At 71.9% G+C, this 16,168-nt stretch carries 20 protein-coding genes; 14 read left to right on the forward strand and 6 right to left on the reverse strand.

Translation table 11 applies throughout. The annotated features are described in order from the left end of the window. Positions 1-51: 51 nt before the first annotated feature. Complete coding sequence (locus tag D9V37_RS03730) at positions 52-744, forward strand: TetR/AcrR family transcriptional regulator C-terminal domain-containing protein (protein WP_121804721.1); 693 nt, start codon at positions 52-54, stop codon at positions 742-744. On the opposite strand, the gene D9V37_RS03735 is transcribed toward D9V37_RS03730, so the two are convergent. Next, the gene (locus D9V37_RS03735) at positions 674-1,249 is read right to left on the reverse strand and encodes a cob(I)yrinic acid a,c-diamide adenosyltransferase (RefSeq protein ID WP_121804722.1); all 576 of its coding nucleotides are present in this window, start codon (positions 1,247-1,249) and stop codon (positions 674-676) included. The genes D9V37_RS03730 and D9V37_RS03735 overlap by 71 nt on opposite strands. Positions 1,250-1,330: 81 nt before the next feature. On the opposite strand from D9V37_RS03735, the gene murA reads away from it, so the two are divergent. The 3 genes from murA to D9V37_RS03750 all read left to right on the forward strand — a co-directional run bounded on the left by murA (position 1,331) and on the right by D9V37_RS03750 (position 5,080). Next, positions 1,331-2,632, forward strand: coding sequence for a UDP-N-acetylglucosamine 1-carboxyvinyltransferase (gene murA / locus D9V37_RS03740; RefSeq protein WP_121804723.1), 1,302 nt, complete (start codon positions 1,331-1,333; stop codon positions 2,630-2,632). A gap of 15 nt (positions 2,633-2,647) precedes the next feature. Then, complete coding sequence (locus D9V37_RS03745) at positions 2,648-3,022, forward strand: STAS domain-containing protein (protein ID WP_121804724.1); 375 nt, start codon at positions 2,648-2,650, stop codon at positions 3,020-3,022. Between the two features lie 66 nt (positions 3,023-3,088). Continuing rightward, positions 3,089-5,080, forward strand: coding sequence for a protein meaA (locus tag D9V37_RS03750; protein ID WP_121804725.1), 1,992 nt, complete (start codon positions 3,089-3,091; stop codon positions 5,078-5,080). Between the two features lie 15 nt (positions 5,081-5,095). On the opposite strand, the gene D9V37_RS03755 is transcribed toward D9V37_RS03750, so the two are convergent. Then, positions 5,096-5,584 (reverse strand): DUF427 domain-containing protein, encoded by a 489-nt coding sequence (locus tag D9V37_RS03755; RefSeq protein WP_121804726.1) that lies wholly within the window; start codon positions 5,582-5,584, stop codon positions 5,096-5,098. Positions 5,585-5,701: 117 nt separating this feature from the next. Between D9V37_RS03755 and D9V37_RS20850 the strand changes: the two genes are divergently transcribed. From D9V37_RS20850 to D9V37_RS03765, 3 genes are read left to right on the forward strand one after another with little or no spacing between them, the layout of a single operon-like run. Then, positions 5,702-5,836 (forward strand): hypothetical protein, encoded by a 135-nt coding sequence (locus D9V37_RS20850; protein WP_269778358.1) that lies wholly within the window; start codon positions 5,702-5,704, stop codon positions 5,834-5,836. Between the two features lie 17 nt (positions 5,837-5,853). Further along, positions 5,854-6,378, forward strand: coding sequence for a ferritin (locus D9V37_RS03760; protein ID WP_121804727.1), 525 nt, complete (start codon positions 5,854-5,856; stop codon positions 6,376-6,378). Beyond that, positions 6,375-7,109 carry a 2-phosphosulfolactate phosphatase gene (locus tag D9V37_RS03765; protein WP_121804728.1) on the forward strand — a complete coding sequence of 245 codons (735 nt, stop codon included), beginning with the start codon at positions 6,375-6,377 and terminating at the stop codon, positions 7,107-7,109. Before D9V37_RS03760 ends, D9V37_RS03765 begins: the two co-directional genes overlap by 4 nt. Before the next feature lie 13 nt (positions 7,110-7,122). On the opposite strand, the gene nucS is transcribed toward D9V37_RS03765, so the two are convergent. After that, positions 7,123-7,809 (reverse strand): endonuclease NucS, encoded by a 687-nt coding sequence (gene nucS / locus D9V37_RS03770; RefSeq protein ID WP_121804729.1) that lies wholly within the window; start codon positions 7,807-7,809, stop codon positions 7,123-7,125. A gap of 29 nt (positions 7,810-7,838) precedes the next feature. Between nucS and D9V37_RS03775 the strand changes: the two genes are divergently transcribed. Together D9V37_RS03775 and D9V37_RS03780 are read left to right on the forward strand one after the other, a co-directional pair. Continuing rightward, positions 7,839-8,318 carry a GNAT family N-acetyltransferase gene (locus tag D9V37_RS03775; protein ID WP_121804730.1) on the forward strand — a complete coding sequence of 160 codons (480 nt, stop codon included), beginning with the start codon at positions 7,839-7,841 and terminating at the stop codon, positions 8,316-8,318. Beyond that, a complete protein-coding gene (locus tag D9V37_RS03780) occupies positions 8,311-9,210 on the forward strand; it encodes an FAD-dependent oxidoreductase (protein ID WP_232524717.1) in 900 nt (299 codons plus the stop codon). Before D9V37_RS03775 ends, D9V37_RS03780 begins: the two co-directional genes overlap by 8 nt. Here D9V37_RS03780 and D9V37_RS03785 read toward each other — a convergent pair. Further along, on the reverse strand, positions 9,188-10,147 hold the full coding sequence (locus D9V37_RS03785) for a YncE family protein (RefSeq protein ID WP_147455857.1): 960 nt from the start codon (positions 10,145-10,147) through the stop codon (positions 9,188-9,190). The two genes, D9V37_RS03780 and D9V37_RS03785, sit on opposite strands and share 23 nt — an antisense overlap. A gap of 59 nt (positions 10,148-10,206) precedes the next feature. Between D9V37_RS03785 and D9V37_RS03790 the strand changes: the two genes are divergently transcribed. Then, entirely contained in the window at positions 10,207-11,988 is a 1,782-nt protein-coding gene (locus tag D9V37_RS03790) for a 3-hydroxyacyl-CoA dehydrogenase family protein (protein WP_121804733.1), read from the forward strand. Here the strand turns inward: D9V37_RS03790 and D9V37_RS03795 are convergent. Next, the gene (locus D9V37_RS03795) at positions 11,973-12,458 is read right to left on the reverse strand and encodes an SRPBCC family protein (protein WP_121804734.1); all 486 of its coding nucleotides are present in this window, start codon (positions 12,456-12,458) and stop codon (positions 11,973-11,975) included. The genes D9V37_RS03790 and D9V37_RS03795 overlap by 16 nt on opposite strands. A gap of 18 nt (positions 12,459-12,476) precedes the next feature. On the opposite strand from D9V37_RS03795, the gene D9V37_RS03800 reads away from it, so the two are divergent. The 3 genes from D9V37_RS03800 to D9V37_RS03810 are packed head-to-tail and all read left to right on the forward strand — an operon-like array spanning position 12,477 to position 14,565. Further along, the gene (locus D9V37_RS03800; protein ID WP_121804735.1) at positions 12,477-13,064 is read left to right on the forward strand and encodes a TMEM175 family protein; all 588 of its coding nucleotides are present in this window, start codon (positions 12,477-12,479) and stop codon (positions 13,062-13,064) included. Continuing rightward, positions 13,061-13,792: an endo alpha-1,4 polygalactosaminidase gene (locus D9V37_RS03805; protein ID WP_198412340.1), complete on the forward strand. Its 732-nt coding sequence runs from the start codon at positions 13,061-13,063 to the stop codon at positions 13,790-13,792. The genes D9V37_RS03800 and D9V37_RS03805 overlap by 4 nt, the downstream gene beginning before the upstream one ends. Next, the gene (locus tag D9V37_RS03810; protein WP_121804737.1) at positions 13,783-14,565 is read left to right on the forward strand and encodes an alpha/beta fold hydrolase; all 783 of its coding nucleotides are present in this window, start codon (positions 13,783-13,785) and stop codon (positions 14,563-14,565) included. Before D9V37_RS03805 ends, D9V37_RS03810 begins: the two co-directional genes overlap by 10 nt. 30 nt (positions 14,566-14,595) lie before the next feature. Here D9V37_RS03810 and D9V37_RS03815 read toward each other — a convergent pair whose 3' ends face one another. Continuing rightward, positions 14,596-15,126, reverse strand: a complete 531-nt coding sequence (locus D9V37_RS03815; RefSeq protein WP_121804738.1) for a CGNR zinc finger domain-containing protein — start codon at positions 15,124-15,126, stop codon at positions 14,596-14,598. Between the two features lie 99 nt (positions 15,127-15,225). Between D9V37_RS03815 and D9V37_RS03820 the strand changes: the two genes are divergently transcribed. Beyond that, positions 15,226-16,164: an EamA family transporter gene (locus D9V37_RS03820; RefSeq protein ID WP_232524718.1), complete on the forward strand. Its 939-nt coding sequence runs from the start codon at positions 15,226-15,228 to the stop codon at positions 16,162-16,164. Positions 16,165-16,168: the final 4 nt, after the last annotated feature.

Consider the following 16,168-nt stretch of genomic DNA (forward strand, 5'->3'; position numbering starts at 1 on the left):
CGATCCGGAGTGTTACTTAACTTTGTTAAGGACGTCAAGTACCCTGCTGGGATGCCATTCACCCGCGCCGACGTCGTCCGTGCCGCGCTCGAGCAGCTCGACGACGGCGGCATCGACAGCGTCACCGTGCGAGCCGTCGCCCAGCGCCTGGGCGTCAAGGCGCCGGCCCTGTACTGGCACGTGCGCAACAAGCAGGAGCTGCTCGACGAGATGGGTACCGAGGTGCAGCGGCGCATCGTCGCCGCCAGCCTCGCCGCGGCCGAGGCGGACGACGACCTGCTCGCCCTGCTCGGCAGCCACGCCAGGGCGACGCGGACCGAGTACCTCGCCCACCGCGACGGCGCGCGGACCTTCAGCGGCACCCGGCTGACCGACCCGGGCGTAATCCGCGACCAGGAGCCCGGGCTACGGGCACTGGTCGAGCGCGGTCACCGGCTGGAGTCGGTGATCACCGGCTTCCAGATCGTCAACGCCTTCGTCGTCGGGTTCGTGATCGAGGAGCAGGAGCGCGCCCAGTCGGCCCCCGAGCGCTACGACCTCGGCGCGCGCGACCAGGCCGTCGGTGAGGAGCACCCGTTGGCGCTGGCCGCCGGGCGCGTCGGCTTCGGCGACGCGGACGCGCAGTTCGCCGAGCAGCTCGAGGTGGTGCTGGCCGGCGTGGGGTCGGTGCTGCTCAGCGCTCCCCGCCCGGCTTCCACAGCACGTCGCCACCGTGATGCAGGTTCGCGTGGCGGGCCAGGATGAACAGCAGGTCCGAGAGCCGGTTCAGGTAGGTGATGGCCAGCATGTTCATGGACTCGCCGAACTCCTCCCACGCCAGCCAGGCGCCGCGCTCGGCCCGCCGGCAGACCGTGCGGGCCACGTGCAGGTGGGCGGCGCCCAGCGTGCCGCCGTTGAGGATGAAGGAGCGCAGGTTGGGCAGGTCCTCGTTGTAGCGGTCGCACCAGGCCTCGAGCCGGTCGATGTAGTCGGCGGTGATGCGCAGCGGCGGGTACTCGGGGTCCTCGACCACCGGGGTGCACAGGTCGGCGCCGACGTCGAACAGCTCGTTCTGCACCTGGCGCAGCACCTCCACCACGCCGGTCTGGAACTCATGGCTGGCCAGCGCGACGCCGAGATGGGCGTTGGTCTCGTCGACGCTGCCGTACGCCTCGACCCGCGGGTCGCGCTTGGAGGTCTCGCTCATGTCGCCCAGCCGGGTGCTGCCGGCGTCGCCGGTGCGGGTGTAGATCCGCGTCAGGTTCACCATGGGGTCACGGTAGCCGCGCGCCGGTTCGCGGAGGCCGGGGATCCGACCGGGCGCTCGCTGCGTCTGACTATCGTGGCGGCGATGGGCAGTTTCGTGATCACCTCCGAGGGGCCGCACCGCCGGCCTCTGGCGGGCACCGTGCACGTGGGCGGAGCGAAGAACTCCGCGCTCAAGCTGATGGCCGCCGCCCTGCTCGCGCCGGGCCGCACCGTGATCCACAACGTGCCGCGCATCCTCGACGTCGACGTGATGGGCCAGCTGCTCGAGCAGCTCGGCTGCCAGGTGAGCATCACCCACCCCGTCGACGTCGACCCCACCCGCGGGCTGACCAGCGGCACCGCCACCATCGACGTGCCCGAGGTGCTCGTGCCCGAGGCGCCTTATGACCTGGTGCGCCGGCTGCGGGCCTCGATCAGCGTGCTCGGCCCGCTGGTGGCGCGGTGCCGCCGTGCGAGCGTCGCGCTGCCGGGCGGCGACGCGATCGGCTCACGCGGGCTCGACATGCACGTGCGCGGGCTGGAGGAGCTGGGCGTCAAGGTGCGCGTCGAGCACGGCCAGGTGGTGGCCGAGGTGCCCGGGCGCTACGCCGGGGCCAACCTGTGGCTGGACTTCCCCAGCGTCGGCGCCACCGAGAACCTGCTCATGGCCGCGGTGCTGGCCGAGGGCACGAGCGTCATCGACAACGTCGCCCGCGAGCCCGAGATCGGCGACCTGTGCCAGATGCTGCTCTCGATGGGTGCCCGGATCGAGGGCGTCGGCAGCTCCACGCTGACCGTCGAGGGGGTCGCCGAGCTGCGGCCCACCGAGCACACCACCGTGACCGACCGGATCGTCTCGGGCACCTGGGCGTTCGCCGCGGCCATCGCCGGCGGCGAGGTGGTGGTGCAGCACGGCGTGGCCGGCCACCTCGACCTGGTGCTGGACAAGCTGGTCGACGCCGGGGCGGAGGTGGACCAGGGTGAGGGGTCGTTCACGGTCAGGTCGTTCGAGCGGCTGCGGGCCTTCGACGTCGTCACGCTGCCCTACCCGGGCTTCCCGACCGACCTGCAGCCCTTCGCGCTCGCGCTGGCGTCGGTCTCCCAGGGGGCCGCGATGATCACCGAGAACGTCTTCGAGGCGCGCTTCATGTTCGCCCAGGAGCTCGCCCGGCTGGGGGCCGACGTCCGCACCGACGGCCACCACGCCATCGTCCGCGGTCAGTCGGTGCTCTCCGGCGCGCCCGTGGAGGCGCACGACATCCGGGCCGGCGCGGCCCTGGTGCTGGCCGGGCTGGCCGCCCAGGGCACGACCACCGTGGCCGAGTCGCACCACATCGACCGGGGCTATCCCTCCTTCGCCGAGGTGCTCGCCGGGCTGGGTGCCGACGTGCATCGCCAGGACTGACCCGCGCGTCGCTGCGTGATCTGGGCCACGGCGGGGGTGACGATGGGCGCGCGGGGGCTGAACGGCGGGGACCGGATGGGCACGGAGATCTATCGCGACGGGGCGGTGCTGGTGGTCGTGGGACCACTCGACGCCCGGTGCGTGTGCGAGGTGCGCTCGGCCGTCTACGACCTGCTGGCCGCCTACCCCGAGGGGATCCACGTCGACCTCACCGACGTGCCGTGGGTGGACTCGGCGGCGCTGAACATGCTGGCGATGGCGGCCCACCATGCCGAGGTCGAGCAGCGTCACCTGCGGCTGCGCGGCTGCTCCAAGGCACTGCGTCGCACCCTCTACCGGACCCGGTTGCGGGCCCTGTTCGAGCTCGAGGGCGGCACCGCGGCCGGGTAGCGGCGCCCCTGAGGAATACCTCACTGATCGGTGACCGGCGGGTAACCCCGGCCTTACCCTCCGGACATGACCGAGCGCGACAAGCCCTGGGTGATGCGGACCTACGCCGGTCACTCCAGCGCGGCCGACAGCAACCGGCTCTACCGGGGCAACCTGGCCAAGGGGCAGACCGGGCTCTCGGTGGCCTTCGACCTGCCCACCCAGACCGGGTACGACCCCGACTCGCCGCTGGCCAAGGGCGAGGTCGGCAAGGTCGGCGTGCCGGTGCCGCACCTGGGCGAGATGCGCCGGCTCTTCGAGGACATCCCGCTGACCGGGATGAACACCTCGATGACCATCAACGCCACCGCCATGTGGCTGCTGGCGCTCTACCAGGTGGTGGCCGAGGAGCAGAACCCCTCGGCCGAACCCGCCGAGGTGGCCGCCCAGCTGGCCGGGACCACCCAGAACGACATCATCAAGGAGTACCTCTCCCGCGGCACCTACGTGTTCCCGCCCGAGCACTCGCTGCGGCTGATCGCCGACGTCATCTCCTACACCGTCCACCAGATCCCGAAGTGGAACCCGGTCAACATCTGCAGCTACCACCTGCAGGAGGTCGGCGCGACGCCGGTGCAGGAGCTCGCCTACTCACTGTGCACCGCGATCGCCGTGCTCGACGAGGTCAAGGACGCGGGCCAGGTGTCCGAGGAGGACTTCGGACGGGTGGTCGGACGGATCTCGTTCTTCGTCAACGCCGGCGTGCGCTTCGTCGAGGAGATGTGCAAGATGCGGGCCTTCGTCCGGCTGTGGGACGAGATCACCCGCGAGCGCTACGGCGTCGAGGACCCGAAGATGCGCCGCTTCCGCTACGGCGTGCAGGTCAACTCGTTGGGGCTGACCGAGGCGCAGCCCGAGAACAACGTGCAGCGCATCGTCTTGGAGATGCTGGGCGTGACGCTGTCGAAGGACGCCCGCGCCCGCGCCGTGCAGCTGCCCGCCTGGAACGAGGCGCTCGGCCTGCCGCGGCCCTGGGACCAGCAGTGGTCGCTGCGGCTGCAGCAGGTGCTGGCCGTGGAGTCCGACCTGCTGGAGTACGACGACATCTTCGAGGGCTCGGTCGTCGTCGAGGCCAAGGTGGAGCAGCTGTGCGCCGACGCGCGCGCCGAGATCGACCGGGTGCAGGCGATGGGTGGCGCCGTGGCCGCCGTGGAGTACATGAAGCAGGCGCTGGTCTCCTCCCACTCGGCCCGCCGGGGGCGGATCGAGAGCGGCGAGGAGAAGATCGTCGGGGTCAACTGCTACGAGACCACCGAGCCCTCGCCGCTGACCGCCGACCTCGACACCGCCATCCAGACCGCCGACCCGGAGGCCGAGCGCAGCGCGATCGCCTCGCTGGAGGCTTGGCGATCCGAGCGCGACGACGACGGGGTGCGCGTCGCGCTGGAGAACCTGGCCGCGGCCGCGAAGACCGACACCAACCTCATGGCCGCCACCTTGGAGGCCGCGCGCGCCGGCGCGACGACGGGGGAGTGGGCCGGCACCCTGCGCGAGGTGTTCGGCGAGTACCGCGCGCCCACCGGCGTCTCGGGGTCGGCCGTGGCCGAGGCCGGCGCCGAGCTCAGCGAGCTGCGCGAGAAGGTGAAGTCCACCGGCGAGGAGCTCGGCGGCCGGCTGCGGCTGCTGGTCGGCAAGCCCGGCCTCGACGGCCACTCCAACGGCGCTGAGCAGGTGGCCGTCCGCGCCCGCGACGCCGGCTTCGAGGTCGTCTACCAGGGCATCCGGCTCACGCCGGAGCAGATCGTCTCCGCCGCCGTGGCCGAGGACGTCCACGCGATCGGCCTCTCGATTCTCTCGGGCTCCCACATGGAGCTGGTGCCCGACGTGCTGGCCAAGATGAAGCAGGCCGGCATCGACGACGTCCCCGTCATCGTCGGCGGCATCATCCCCGCCTCCGACGCCCGCAGGCTCGAGGAGCTCGGGGTCGCGGCCGTCTTCACGCCCAAGGACTTCAGCCTGACCGAGTCGACCTCGGGGATCGTCGACGCGATCAGGCGGGCCAACGGCCTGGCGGTCTGATCACCAGTCCAGCTCTTACCAACCCAGCGTGCCGGGCTCGCCCTTGAACGGGCCGACCACCCGCGAGGTGATCCAGCCGCCGTAGAAGCCGCCGGCCTGGGCGGTGACGACCTCGCCGTCGACGACGCAGCGGTCGACGGCGCCGGGCATCACGGCGAGATGGTCGCGCAGCACCTCGAAGCCCGGCGTCGGGTCGGGGTAGGTCCACGCTGCGCGCGCAGCGACGAGGTCGCCGCCGAGCAGGTCGTAGTAGGCAGCGACGCCCTTCCACTCGCAGAACGAGGACCCGGCGGCCGGCCGCCGCGATCCGTCGACGAACGCGCCCAGCGGCAGGTAGTACGTCGGCGGGTGGCTGGTCTCCAGGACCCGGTAGGAGCTGGTCGTGCGGGCCACCACCTGCCCGCCCAGCACCACCTCGACCGTCTCGTCGCTGGCCTGTACCGCCGGTGGCCGGGGGTAGTCCCACACCGACTCCTGGCCGGGGCCTGGTTGCTCGCGCCTCACCCTGGCACGGTAGTCGGTGACGAACGGACCTCGTTCGTCCGGTTCGTCGTGCCGATCGTCACTGACTACCCGGAGACCCGGCTGGTCAGGCAAGGCTTACCTCAGTAGGCTGCCCGCGTGGCGAAGAAGCCGAAGAAGAAGTGCTGCGTGTCCCGGTCGCGGTGCAAGCGCTGCCCGATCCGGATGCTCAAGGAGGGCACGCTGCCCGAGGGGTATACCGTCAAGCGGCGCAAGCTCGTGAAGGCAGCCTGACCAGGAGTCGCGACCCGATGACCGCACCCCGCCTCGTCGACCAGATCAACGACCAGATCGGCAACGAACTGGCCGCGCACAGCCAGTACCTGGCCTGTGCCGTCTACTACGACGCGCTGACCATGCCGCAGATGGCGGCGTTCTTCTACGCCCAGGCGCTCGAGGAGCGCACTCACGCGATGATGTTCGTGCAGTACCTGCTCGACACCGACGCCGACGTGCAGATCCCGGCCGTCGAGGGCCCGGTCACCACGTTCGCCGACGTCGTCGCCCCCGTCGAGCTCGCGCTGGCCCAGGAGCGGCGCGTGACCGACCAGATCAGCGCCCTCATGCTCACCGCGCGCGAGGACCACGACTTCGTCTCCGAGCAGTTCCTGCAGTGGTTCCTCAAGGAGCAGGTCGAGGAGGTCGCCACCATGGACGACCTGCTGGCGGTAGCCACCCGCAACCGCGACGACATCGACGACATCGAGGACTACGTCGCCCGCGAGCAGGGCGCTGAGGGCGCCGACGCCACTGCTCCCCGCGCCGCCGGAGCGTGAACCCGGTCGACCTGGAGTGGGGGCTGGCCGGCGCGGAGCGACTGGCGGCGGAGGCCGACGTCAGCGTGGTCGTCGACGTGCTCAGCTTCACCACGACCCTCTCGGTGGCGCTCGAGGCCGGCATGACGGTGTTCCCGTACCCGTGGGCGTCGGCGCAAGCCGCGGCGTTCGCCGGTGAGCGCGACGCCGTGCTCGCGGTCGGCCGCCGAGCCGCCGCGCCGGGGGAGGTGAGCCTCTCGCCGACGTCGGTCCGCGCCGCGCGCGGCATCGAGCGGCTGGTGCTGCCCTCGCCGAACGGCTCGACCATCGCCCACGCGCTGGGGGCCGGCACGCTCGCCGCGTCGCTGCGCAACCGCGCCGCCGTGGCCACCGCCCTGGTCGGGGTGGACCGGATTCTGCTGGTGCCCGCCGGCGAGCGCTGGGACGACGGCTCGCTGCGCCCCGCCGTGGAGGACCTGTGGGGCGCCGGCGGCGTCGCCGCCGCGCTCGAGGACGCCGGCCGCTCCCTGAGCGAGGAGGCCGCGGCCGCCGCAGCGGCCTACCGGCTCGTGGCGACCAGGATCGCCGAGGCGCTGTCGGCCTGCGTGAGCGGTCAGGAGCTGATCGGCTACGGATTCGGTGACGACGTGGCGGTCGCGGCCGAATTGGACGCCAGCCACGTCGTCCCGCGGCTCCGCGAGGACGGCGCGTTCGCCTCGTGTGCTGGAGCGGCCGCTGAGACGACCACCTGAGCACACGAGGCGGTCAGAAGAGCCGGGACTCGGCGTCGTCCATGCCGCGCAGGGCGTCGTAGTCGACCAGCGCGCAGTCGATGCCGCGGTCGGTGGCCAGCACGCGGGCCTGGGGCTTGATCTCCTGGGCCGCGAAGACGCCGCGTACCGGGCCCTTGCGGGTCAGGGCCGGGTCGCGGTTGAGCAGGTCGAGGTAGCGGGTGAGCTGCTCGACACCGTCGATCTCGCCGCGGCGCTTGATCTCGACGGCCACCGAGAGGCCCGCGGCGTCGCGGCACATCAGGTCGACGGGGCCGATGGCGGTGGGGAACTCGCGGCGCACCAGCGTGAGGCCGTCGGCCAGCGTGGCGGGGTGCTCGGCGAGGAGCTCCTGCAGGTGCTTCTCGACGCCATCCTTCTGCAGGCCGGGGTCGATGCCGAGGTCGTGGCTGGTGTCGTGGAGCACCTCGTCGATGAGGATGCGCAGCGTGTCGTCGGACTTGGCCTGCGACACCACCCACTCGTCGCGGCCGTCCTCGGCGGTGCCGAACCGCACGGTGCACGGCGGGCTCATCCAGTTCAGCGGCTTGTAGGAGCCGCCGTCGGAGTGCACGAGCACCGAGCCGTCGGACTTGAGCATCAGCACCCGCGTGGCCATCGGCAGGTGGGCGGTGAGGCGTCCGGCGTAGTCGACCTGGCACCGTGCGACGACGATCCTCACGAGGCGCGAATCTACGCGACACTGGTGGCATGCACGCAGTCCGGTTCGCCGAGGAGGCCGACCTGCCGCTGCTGGCCGGCATCGAGGACGAGGGCGACCAGCTGGTGGTCGACCTGATCGGTCCCTCGGGCTTCGAAGCGCCGTCGACGGGTCAGTGGCGCGACGCCCAACCGGGGTTCCTGCTGGTGGCGGGTCGACCGCCGGTCGGCTTCGCGCACGTGCTCGAGGAGGACGGCAGCGCGCACCTGGAGCAGCTCGTCGTGCGACCCGCCGAGCAACGTCGCGGCGTGGGGCGCGAGCTGGTCGAGGCGGCCTGCGAGGAGGCACTGCGTCGCGGTCACAGCCGGCTGACCCTCACGACCTATCGCGACGTCTCGTTCAACCGGCCCTGGTACGAGCGGCTCGGCTTCACCGTCGTCGACCAGCCGACGGGCGTCCTGGCCCGCCACGTCGAGGCGGAGCGGAAGTACGCCGTCCATGCTGCGAGGGTGGCGATGGCACGTGGCTGAGCGCGTGCTCGTCGTCGGCGCCGGGGTGGTCGGGCTCAGCTGCGCCGTGCGCCTGCTGGAGTCCGGGCACCAGGTCGACGTGCTGGCTCGCGACCTGCCGCGCGAGACGACGTCGGCGGTCGCGGCGGCGCTCTGGTACCCCTACCTGGTCGAGCCGCGCGAGCGGGTGAGCGCGTGGTCCGCGGCGAGCTTCGAGACGTTCGCGGCGCTGGCCAAGGACGAGGCCACCGGCGTACGGATGCTGCGCGGCCGCGAGCTGGTGGCGCCGGGCGCGCCCGCGCCGTGGTGGGGCGACGCCGTGCCGGACCTTGAGGTCGGCGAGGGGGAGTGGCGCTTCACCAGCCCGGTGGCCGACATGCCCGTCTACGTCGACTGGCTGGCCGCCCGCGTGGGCAAGCTCGGCGGCACGATCACCCGGATGAACCTCGCTGCACTGCCCGAGCTGCCGGGAGGCCTGGTCGTGGACTGCTCGGGCATCGGTGCGCGGCTGCTGGCCCGCGACCTGAGCGTGACGCCGGTCCGCGGCCAGGTGGTGCTGCTCGAGCAGTGGGGGCTCGACACCTGGCACCTCGACGACACCGACCCCGACCACCCGGTCTACGTGATCCCGCGCCGGCACGAGGTGGTCGTCGGCGGCACGGCTGTCGAGGGCGAGTGGAGCCGCACGCCGGCCCCCGCGGTGGCGCAGGAGATCCTGCGCCGCGCCGCCGTCCTGGTGCCCGAGATCGCCGGCACGCGCGTCGTGCGCCACAAGGTCGGGCTGCGACCCGCACGTCCGCAGGTCCGGGTGGAGCGCCAGGGCGACGTCGTGCACTGCTACGGCCACGGCGGCGCGGGGATGACCGTCTCGTGGGGCTGCGCCGACGAGGTCAGCGCGCTATGTGCTCGATGACGCCGTCGGCGGTGCCGGTCACCCACAGGTCGTGGCCGCCGGGCGCGACCGCCACCGTGTCGGGCTGGCGCACGGTCGCGTAGGAGGACGTGCGCACCAGCCGGTCGCCGTCGACCCGGTAGCCCACCAGCCGGTTCGACCCGGTGAGGCTCACCCAGGCCGTCCCGGTGCTCTCGTCGCCGGCCATGCCGTAGGGACTGTGGCCCACGTGCACACGGTCCAGGCGCCGCAGGGGGTTGAGCCCGAACAGCAGGAGGTCGCCGCCGCGGGTGTCGGCCACGACGAAGTGGTCGTCGCCGACCAGCACCCCGTGCGTCGGGCCGGCGCCCGCGCTGTGCCGGGCCACCCGTCGCAGCGAGTCGGTGTAGACGCTGACGGTGAACGAGCCGACGTCGACCACGGCCAGCTGGTCGCCGAAGGCGTGGACGCCACCCGGCTGCTGCGGGCCCTTGACGCTGCGCACCAGCCGGCCGTCGCGTACCAGGGAGATCGATCCGGAGAACTCGTTGCCGACGAAGACGTCGCCGTTGGGGGCTATGGTCGCGTCGTGCGGGTGGCGCTGCACGCGGGTGGTCACCACGGGCCCGCCGTCGAGCGGCACCTGTACCAGCTGGTTCGCGGTCTCGACGGGCACGAGCACCCGTCCGCCGCCGATCTGCAGGTGCCGGGCCTTGCCGTCGAGCGGAACGCTGCGCCGCACCGCCAGGGTGCGCGAGTCGAGCAGCAGCAGCCGGTACGGGTCGTGCACGGCCACGGCGAGCTGGTGCGTGCTCGGGTCGTAGACGATGCCCTGAGGCGCCGAGCCGAGCGAGGTGGAGGTGCCTGCCGGCGCGGCCGTCGTCGCGGGCGCACGCGCGGGCTCGGCGGCGCCCAGGTGCTGTGTCGACGACCCGCAACCGGTCAGCACCAGCAGCACGAGGATCCCAAGACGTCTCATCGAGTGGAGTCTGTCACTGGGCGTGTAACACCGGGTTCACCGCTGGCATGATGCCCGGCATGTCACGCGAGTTCAGGACCATCGGCGTCGTCGGGCTGGGCACGATGGGTGCCGGCATCGCGGAGGTGTTCGCCCGCGAGGGTTTCGCGGTGGTCGGGCTCGAGCTGAGCGAGGACAGCCTGGTCCGCGGCCGCCAGCACCTCGAGCACTCCACCGGACGCGCGGTCAAGCGCGGCAAGCTCTCCGAGGCCGACCAGGCCGAGCTCCTCGAGCGCATCACGCTCACCACAGACGTCGCCGACCTCGCCGAGGCCGACCTCGTCGTCGAGGCGATCGTGGAGTCGCTGGAGGCGAAGAGGGACGTCTTCCGCGCCCTGGACGCCGTCGTCTCGCCCGACGCCGTGCTGGCCACCAACACCTCCTCGCTCTCGGTCACCGAGCTCTCCACCGCCTCCAGCGGCCCCGGCCGGGTGATCGGCGTCCACTTCTTCAACCCCGCCCCCGTGCAGGCCCTGGTCGAGGTGGTCACCACCGTCGTCACCGCCCCCGACGTGCTCGAGGACGTCCGCGAGCTGCTGGCCAAGATCGGCAAGGCGCCCGTGGTGGCCGGCGACAAGGCGGGCTTCATCGCCAACACGCTGCTCTTCGGCTACCTCAACCACGCCGTCTCGATGTACGAGGCGAAGTACGCCAGCCGCGAGGACCTCGACGCCGCGATGCGGTTCGGCTGCGGCTACCCGATGGGCCCGCTCTCGCTGCTCGACCTGATCGGGCTCGACACCGCCTACGAGATCCTCGAGACGATGTACCGCCAGGGCCGCGACCGGCTGCACGCCCCGGCGCCGATCCTCAAGCAGATGGTCACCGCGGGCATGCTCGGCCGCAAGACCGGACGTGGCTTCTACACCTACGAGGGCCCCGACAGCCCGGTCGTCGTGGCCGACGCGCAGACCCCGAGCGCCGACGACCAGCCGCAGCTGCGACGCGACGTCGCCACGGTGGGCGTGGTCGGCACCGGCACGATGGCCACCGGCATCGTCGAGGTGTTCGCGAAGGCGGGCTACCCGGTGACCTACGTCGGTCGCTCCGAGGCCAAGGTGGTCGCCGTCCGCGCGGCCGTCGAGCGCTCGCTGGACAAGGCGATCGGCCGCGGCAAGCTGGAGGAGTCGGCCAAGGACGAGGTGCTCGGCCGGCTCACCGGCAGCACCTCGCTGGACGACCTCGGCACGGTGGACCTGGTGGTCGAGGCGATCGCGGAGGACCTCAAGGTCAAGACGACGCTGTTCGCCAACCTCGACGACATCTGCAAGCCCGGCGCGATCCTGGCCACCACGACGTCGTCGCTGCCGATCATCACCTGCGCCCAGGCGACCTCGCGGCCCCACGACGTCATCGGGCTTCACTTCTTCAACCCGGCCGCGGTGATGAAGCTGGTCGAGGTGGTGAGCACGGTGGCCACCGCCGACGACGTCACCGAGACCTCCCTCGCGCTGTGCAAGCAGCTGGGCAAGGTGCCGGTCTCCTGCGGCGACCGCGCCGGCTTCATCGTCAACGCGCTGCTCTTCCCCTACCTCAACGACGCGATCAAGATGCTCGACGCGCACTACGCCACCGCCGACGACATCGACACCGCGATGAAGTCCGGCTGCGCCCTGCCGATGGGGCCGTTCGAGCTGCTCGACGTGGTGGGCAACGACGTCTCGCTGGCCATCCAGCGCGAGCTCTACCAGGAGTTCCGCGAGCCCGGCTACGCCCCCGCGCCGCTGCTCGAGCACCTGGTCACCGCGGGCTACCTGGGCCGCAAGACCAAGCGCGGGTTCCGCGACTACACCGCGGTCTGACCGACGTAGCCGCGCCTCACCGTGCGGTCGAGGATCCCGAGCGTGGCCTTGAGATTCGCCTCGGGCACGATCGGGAACGGCAGCTTGCCCCGCCAGTCCTCGTGCAGGTCGGACCAGTCGCAGTACGAGGTGACCAGCGTGCCACCGTCGGCGGGCTCGAGCCGGTAGCCGTAGACGTGCCCGATCGGCGGCTTCATCCGGCCGATGATGCTCCAGGCGAGCTCGCGGTCCTGCTCGTACGTGGTGATGTGCACGGTCACGTCGTAGAGCTTCCAGTCGATGTCGCCGAGCGACTCGCGGTCCATGTGGACGACGAACTCGTCGCCCACGGCGCGGACCCGCTCGCCATCGGCGTCCTGCAGCATGCCCGAGCCGTCGATGGCGACGTGCCCCTGGGGGTCGGTGAGCACCGCGAAGATCTCGGCGGGCGCGGCGGCGATGGTGCGGCTGACTTCCAGTCGGTCGGTCACACCGGCCAGACTAGAGCGGTGACCACGACGCGGTTGGAGGCCTTCAGCGACGCCGTGCTGGCGATCGTCATCACGATCATGGTGCTCGAGCTTCACCCGCCGGACGAACCGAGCCTCTCGGCGCTGTGGCACGAGACCGGCGTCGGGTTCCTCACCTACGTGCTCAGCTTCGCCTACATCGGCATCTACTGGAACAACCACCACCACCTCTTCCAGCTGGTCGACCGGGTCACCGGCCCGACGCTGTGGGCCAACCTGCACCTGATGTTCTGGCTCTCGATGTACCCCTTCACCACGCGGTGGATGGACGAGAGCGACCTGGCCCGCACGCCGGTCATCGTCTACGGCGTCAACCTGATCCTGGCCGCGCTGGCCTACCTGCTGCTGGAGATCGCGATCAAGCAGGTGCCCGACGAGCGCGAGCGGCTGCGGACGGTGCTCGCGGGCGGGGTGAAGGAAAACGTGTCGGTGGTGCTCTACGTGACCGGCATCGTGATCGCGGTGTTCCTGCCGCCGTGGGTGGCGCTGGTGCCGTTCGGTGTCGTCGCGCTGGTGTGGTTCGTGCCCGACCGCCGCGTCGAGCGCTACCTCGCCAACGCGTCGTGATCGGCGCGCTGCTGGCGGCCCTGCTCGCCCTGCCGGTCACGCCACCGCCGGCGAACGCCGACTGGGACTACCAGCTCGGCGGTGCCGTCGCGCCGGCCGCGAACGTCCGCGTGGTCACCCGTGACCGCACGCAGGCTCCCGCGCCCGGGGTCTACGACGTCTGCTACGTCAACGCCTTCCAGACCCAGCCCGGCCAGCGACGGTTCTGGCGCCACCACCAGCGGCTGCTGCTCCACGACCACGGCCGGGCGGTGGTGGACCAGGCGTGGGGGGAGTGGCTGCTCGACGTCGGCACGCCGGCCAAGCGGCGGGCGCTGGCCCGGATCGTCGGGCGTTGGATCGACGGCTGCGCGCGCAGCGGCTACCAGGCCGTGGAGCTGGACAACCTCGACTCGTTCTCGCGCTCGCACCACCTGCTGACCCGGTCCGACGACCTCGCGCTCGCGCGGCTGCTGGTCCGTCGCGCCCACCGTGCGGGGCTGGCCGTCGGGCAGAAGAACTGGGCCACCCTCGACGGTCGCCGGATCGGCTTCGACTTCGCCGTGGCCGAGCAGTGCGGGCAGTACCACGAGTGCGACGCCTACCTGGCGCACTACGGCGGCGAGGTGGTCGACGTCGAGTACACCGACGCCGGCTTCCGCTGGGCCTGCGACCACGTCGGCGAGGAGATCTCGGTCGAGCGTCGCGACGTCGACCTGACGCCGGGCGGTGTCCGCGCATGGTGCTGAGCAGCACGACGATCGGCGAGGCGGGGCCGTGGGTGGTCTTCTGCCACGGGCTCTTCGGGCAGGGCAAGAACTGGACCACCGTCGCCAAGGCGCTCGCCGTCGACCACCGCTGCCTGCTGCTGGACATGCCCCAGCACGGTCGCTCGCCGTGGAGCGAGGAGTTCGACTACCTGGCGGTGGCCGATGCAGTGGCCGATGCGCTGCCGCACGAGCCGGTGGCGCTGGTGGGACACTCGATGGGCGGCAAGATCGCCATGCTCGTCGCGTTGCGGCACCCCGAGCTGGTCGAGCGGCTGATGGTCGTCGACGTCGCCCCGGTCGCCCGCGACGCCCGCTCGGGCTTCGAGCCGTACGTCGCCGCGATGCGCGGGGTGGACCTGGCCCACCTGGCCCGCCGTCACGACGCCTCCCAGGCGATGCGCGCAGGCGTGCCCGACGACGGGGTGCGCGGCTTCCTGCTGCAGAACCTGCGCCACGACCCGACCGCCCCCGAGGGCGAGCAGTGGCGCTGGCAGATGAACCTCGACGTGCTGGGCGACAGCCTCGACGCGATCGGCGGCTGGCCCGAGGTGGCCGGCAGCTACGACGGCCCGGTGCTCTGGGTGGCCGGCGAGCGCTCGGACTACATCCGCGACGCCGACCTGCCCGCGATGAAGGCGCTCTTCCCGCGGGTGCGGAAGGTGAGCATCAAGGGCGCCGGGCACTGGGTGCACTCCGAGCAGCCCGAGGTGTTCGTGGCGGTGCTGCGGCGGTTCGTCACTCGTTCCCCGTGATTCCCCGCTCGTGTGGGGAATGGCAGAGGCTCAGCGCTGCCGGGCCCGGTACGCCGCGACGGCGTTCCGGTTGCCGCAGGTGGTGCTGCAGTAGATTCGCGAGCGGTTGCGGGAGAGGTCGAGCACCAGCGACCGGCACGAGTCGTCCGCGCAGACCGAGAGCCGGCTGAGGTCGTCGGCGCGGATGACGTCGATCATCGCCATGGCGGTCTCGACGACGATCCGGTCGGCCAGCGGGACCGAGGGGTCGGTGGCGTGGATGTGGTAGTCCCAGTCGTCGTGGCGCAGCAGCTGCGGCACCGCGTGCCGTTCGGCGAGCAGTCGGTTGACGACCTCGACCGCGCCGTCGCGGTCGCGGGTGAGCAGCTCGCGCAGCAGCGGCCGCACGGCGCGCACGGCGTCCAGCTCGGCCGCGTCGTGAGTGCGCGAGCCGGTGAAGCCGAATCGGCGGTAGAAGTCGTCGAGCTGGGCCTGCTCGGTCAGCGTGTCGGGCTCCTCGGCCGAGTTCACCAGCGCGACGGCGGCCTGCAGCGACCAGTCGGTGTCATCGGCAAATACCACGTTGACACCTTACTCGAGCCGGCCCTAATGTCATGAGCCATGGCGACGTTGACTCGTGACGAGACCGAGGGAGCGACGAGCGTGACGCAGCGTTCCGAGGTGTCCGCCGGCTTGGTCTTCGCGGTCATCACCGCGGTCTCGTTCGGGCTGTCCGGCTCGCTGGCGCGCGGCCTCATGGACGCCGGTTGGACCAGCAACGCCGCGGTCGTCGCACGGATCCTGATCGCCGGGGTGCTGCTGCTCCCGCTGGGGCTGCGCAGCGCCCGGGGTCACTGGTCGGCGATCCGGGCCAACGTGCCGATGCTGATCACGTACGGCCTGCTCGCGGTGGCCGCGGCGCAGCTGTGCTACTTCAACGCCGTGGCGCACATGCAGGTGGGCGTCGCGCTGCTGGTGGAGTACGTCGCTCCGGTCGCGGTGGTGCTCTGGCTGTGGCTGCGCCGCGGCGAGCGGCCCAGCCGGCTGACGGCGCTGGGTGGTGCGGTCGCGGCGGTGGGCCTGGTGCTGGTGCTCGACCTCCTCTCCGGGGCGCAGGTCAGCCTGGTCGGCGTGGTGTGGGCGCTGGGCGCCATGGTCGGCGCGGCCACCTTCTTCGTGCTCTCCGGTCGGCAGGAGGGCGCGCTGCCGGGCCCGGTGCTGGCCTGCGCCGGACTGCTCATCGGCGGCACCGGCCTGCTGCTGCTCGGCCTCGTCGGCGTGCTGCCACTCGCGGCCACCACGCACACGGTGGCCTTCGAGGGGTTCACCACCCCGTGGTGGGTCACGGTGCTCGGGCTCGGCGTCGTCTGCGCGGCGGTGCCCTACTCCTTCGGCATCCTGGCCGCGCGCCGGCTGGGCTCGCGGCTGGCGTCCTTCGTCGGGCTGCTCGAGGTGCTCTCGGCCCTGCTCTGGGCCTGGCTGCTGCTCGGCGAGCTGCCGCGCGGCATCCAGATCGCCGGCGGGGTCCTCGTGCTGGCCGGCGTGGTGCTGGTCAAGCTCGGGGAGCGGGCGGTGCAGCCCACCGGCCTCCCCTCGGCCGCGGTGATGCGCGAGGGGTGAGGCC

Origin of the sequence: Nocardioides mangrovicus, assembly GCF_003674065.1 — a bacterium.
GTDB lineage: Bacteria > Actinomycetota > Actinomycetes > Propionibacteriales > Nocardioidaceae > Marmoricola > Marmoricola mangrovicus.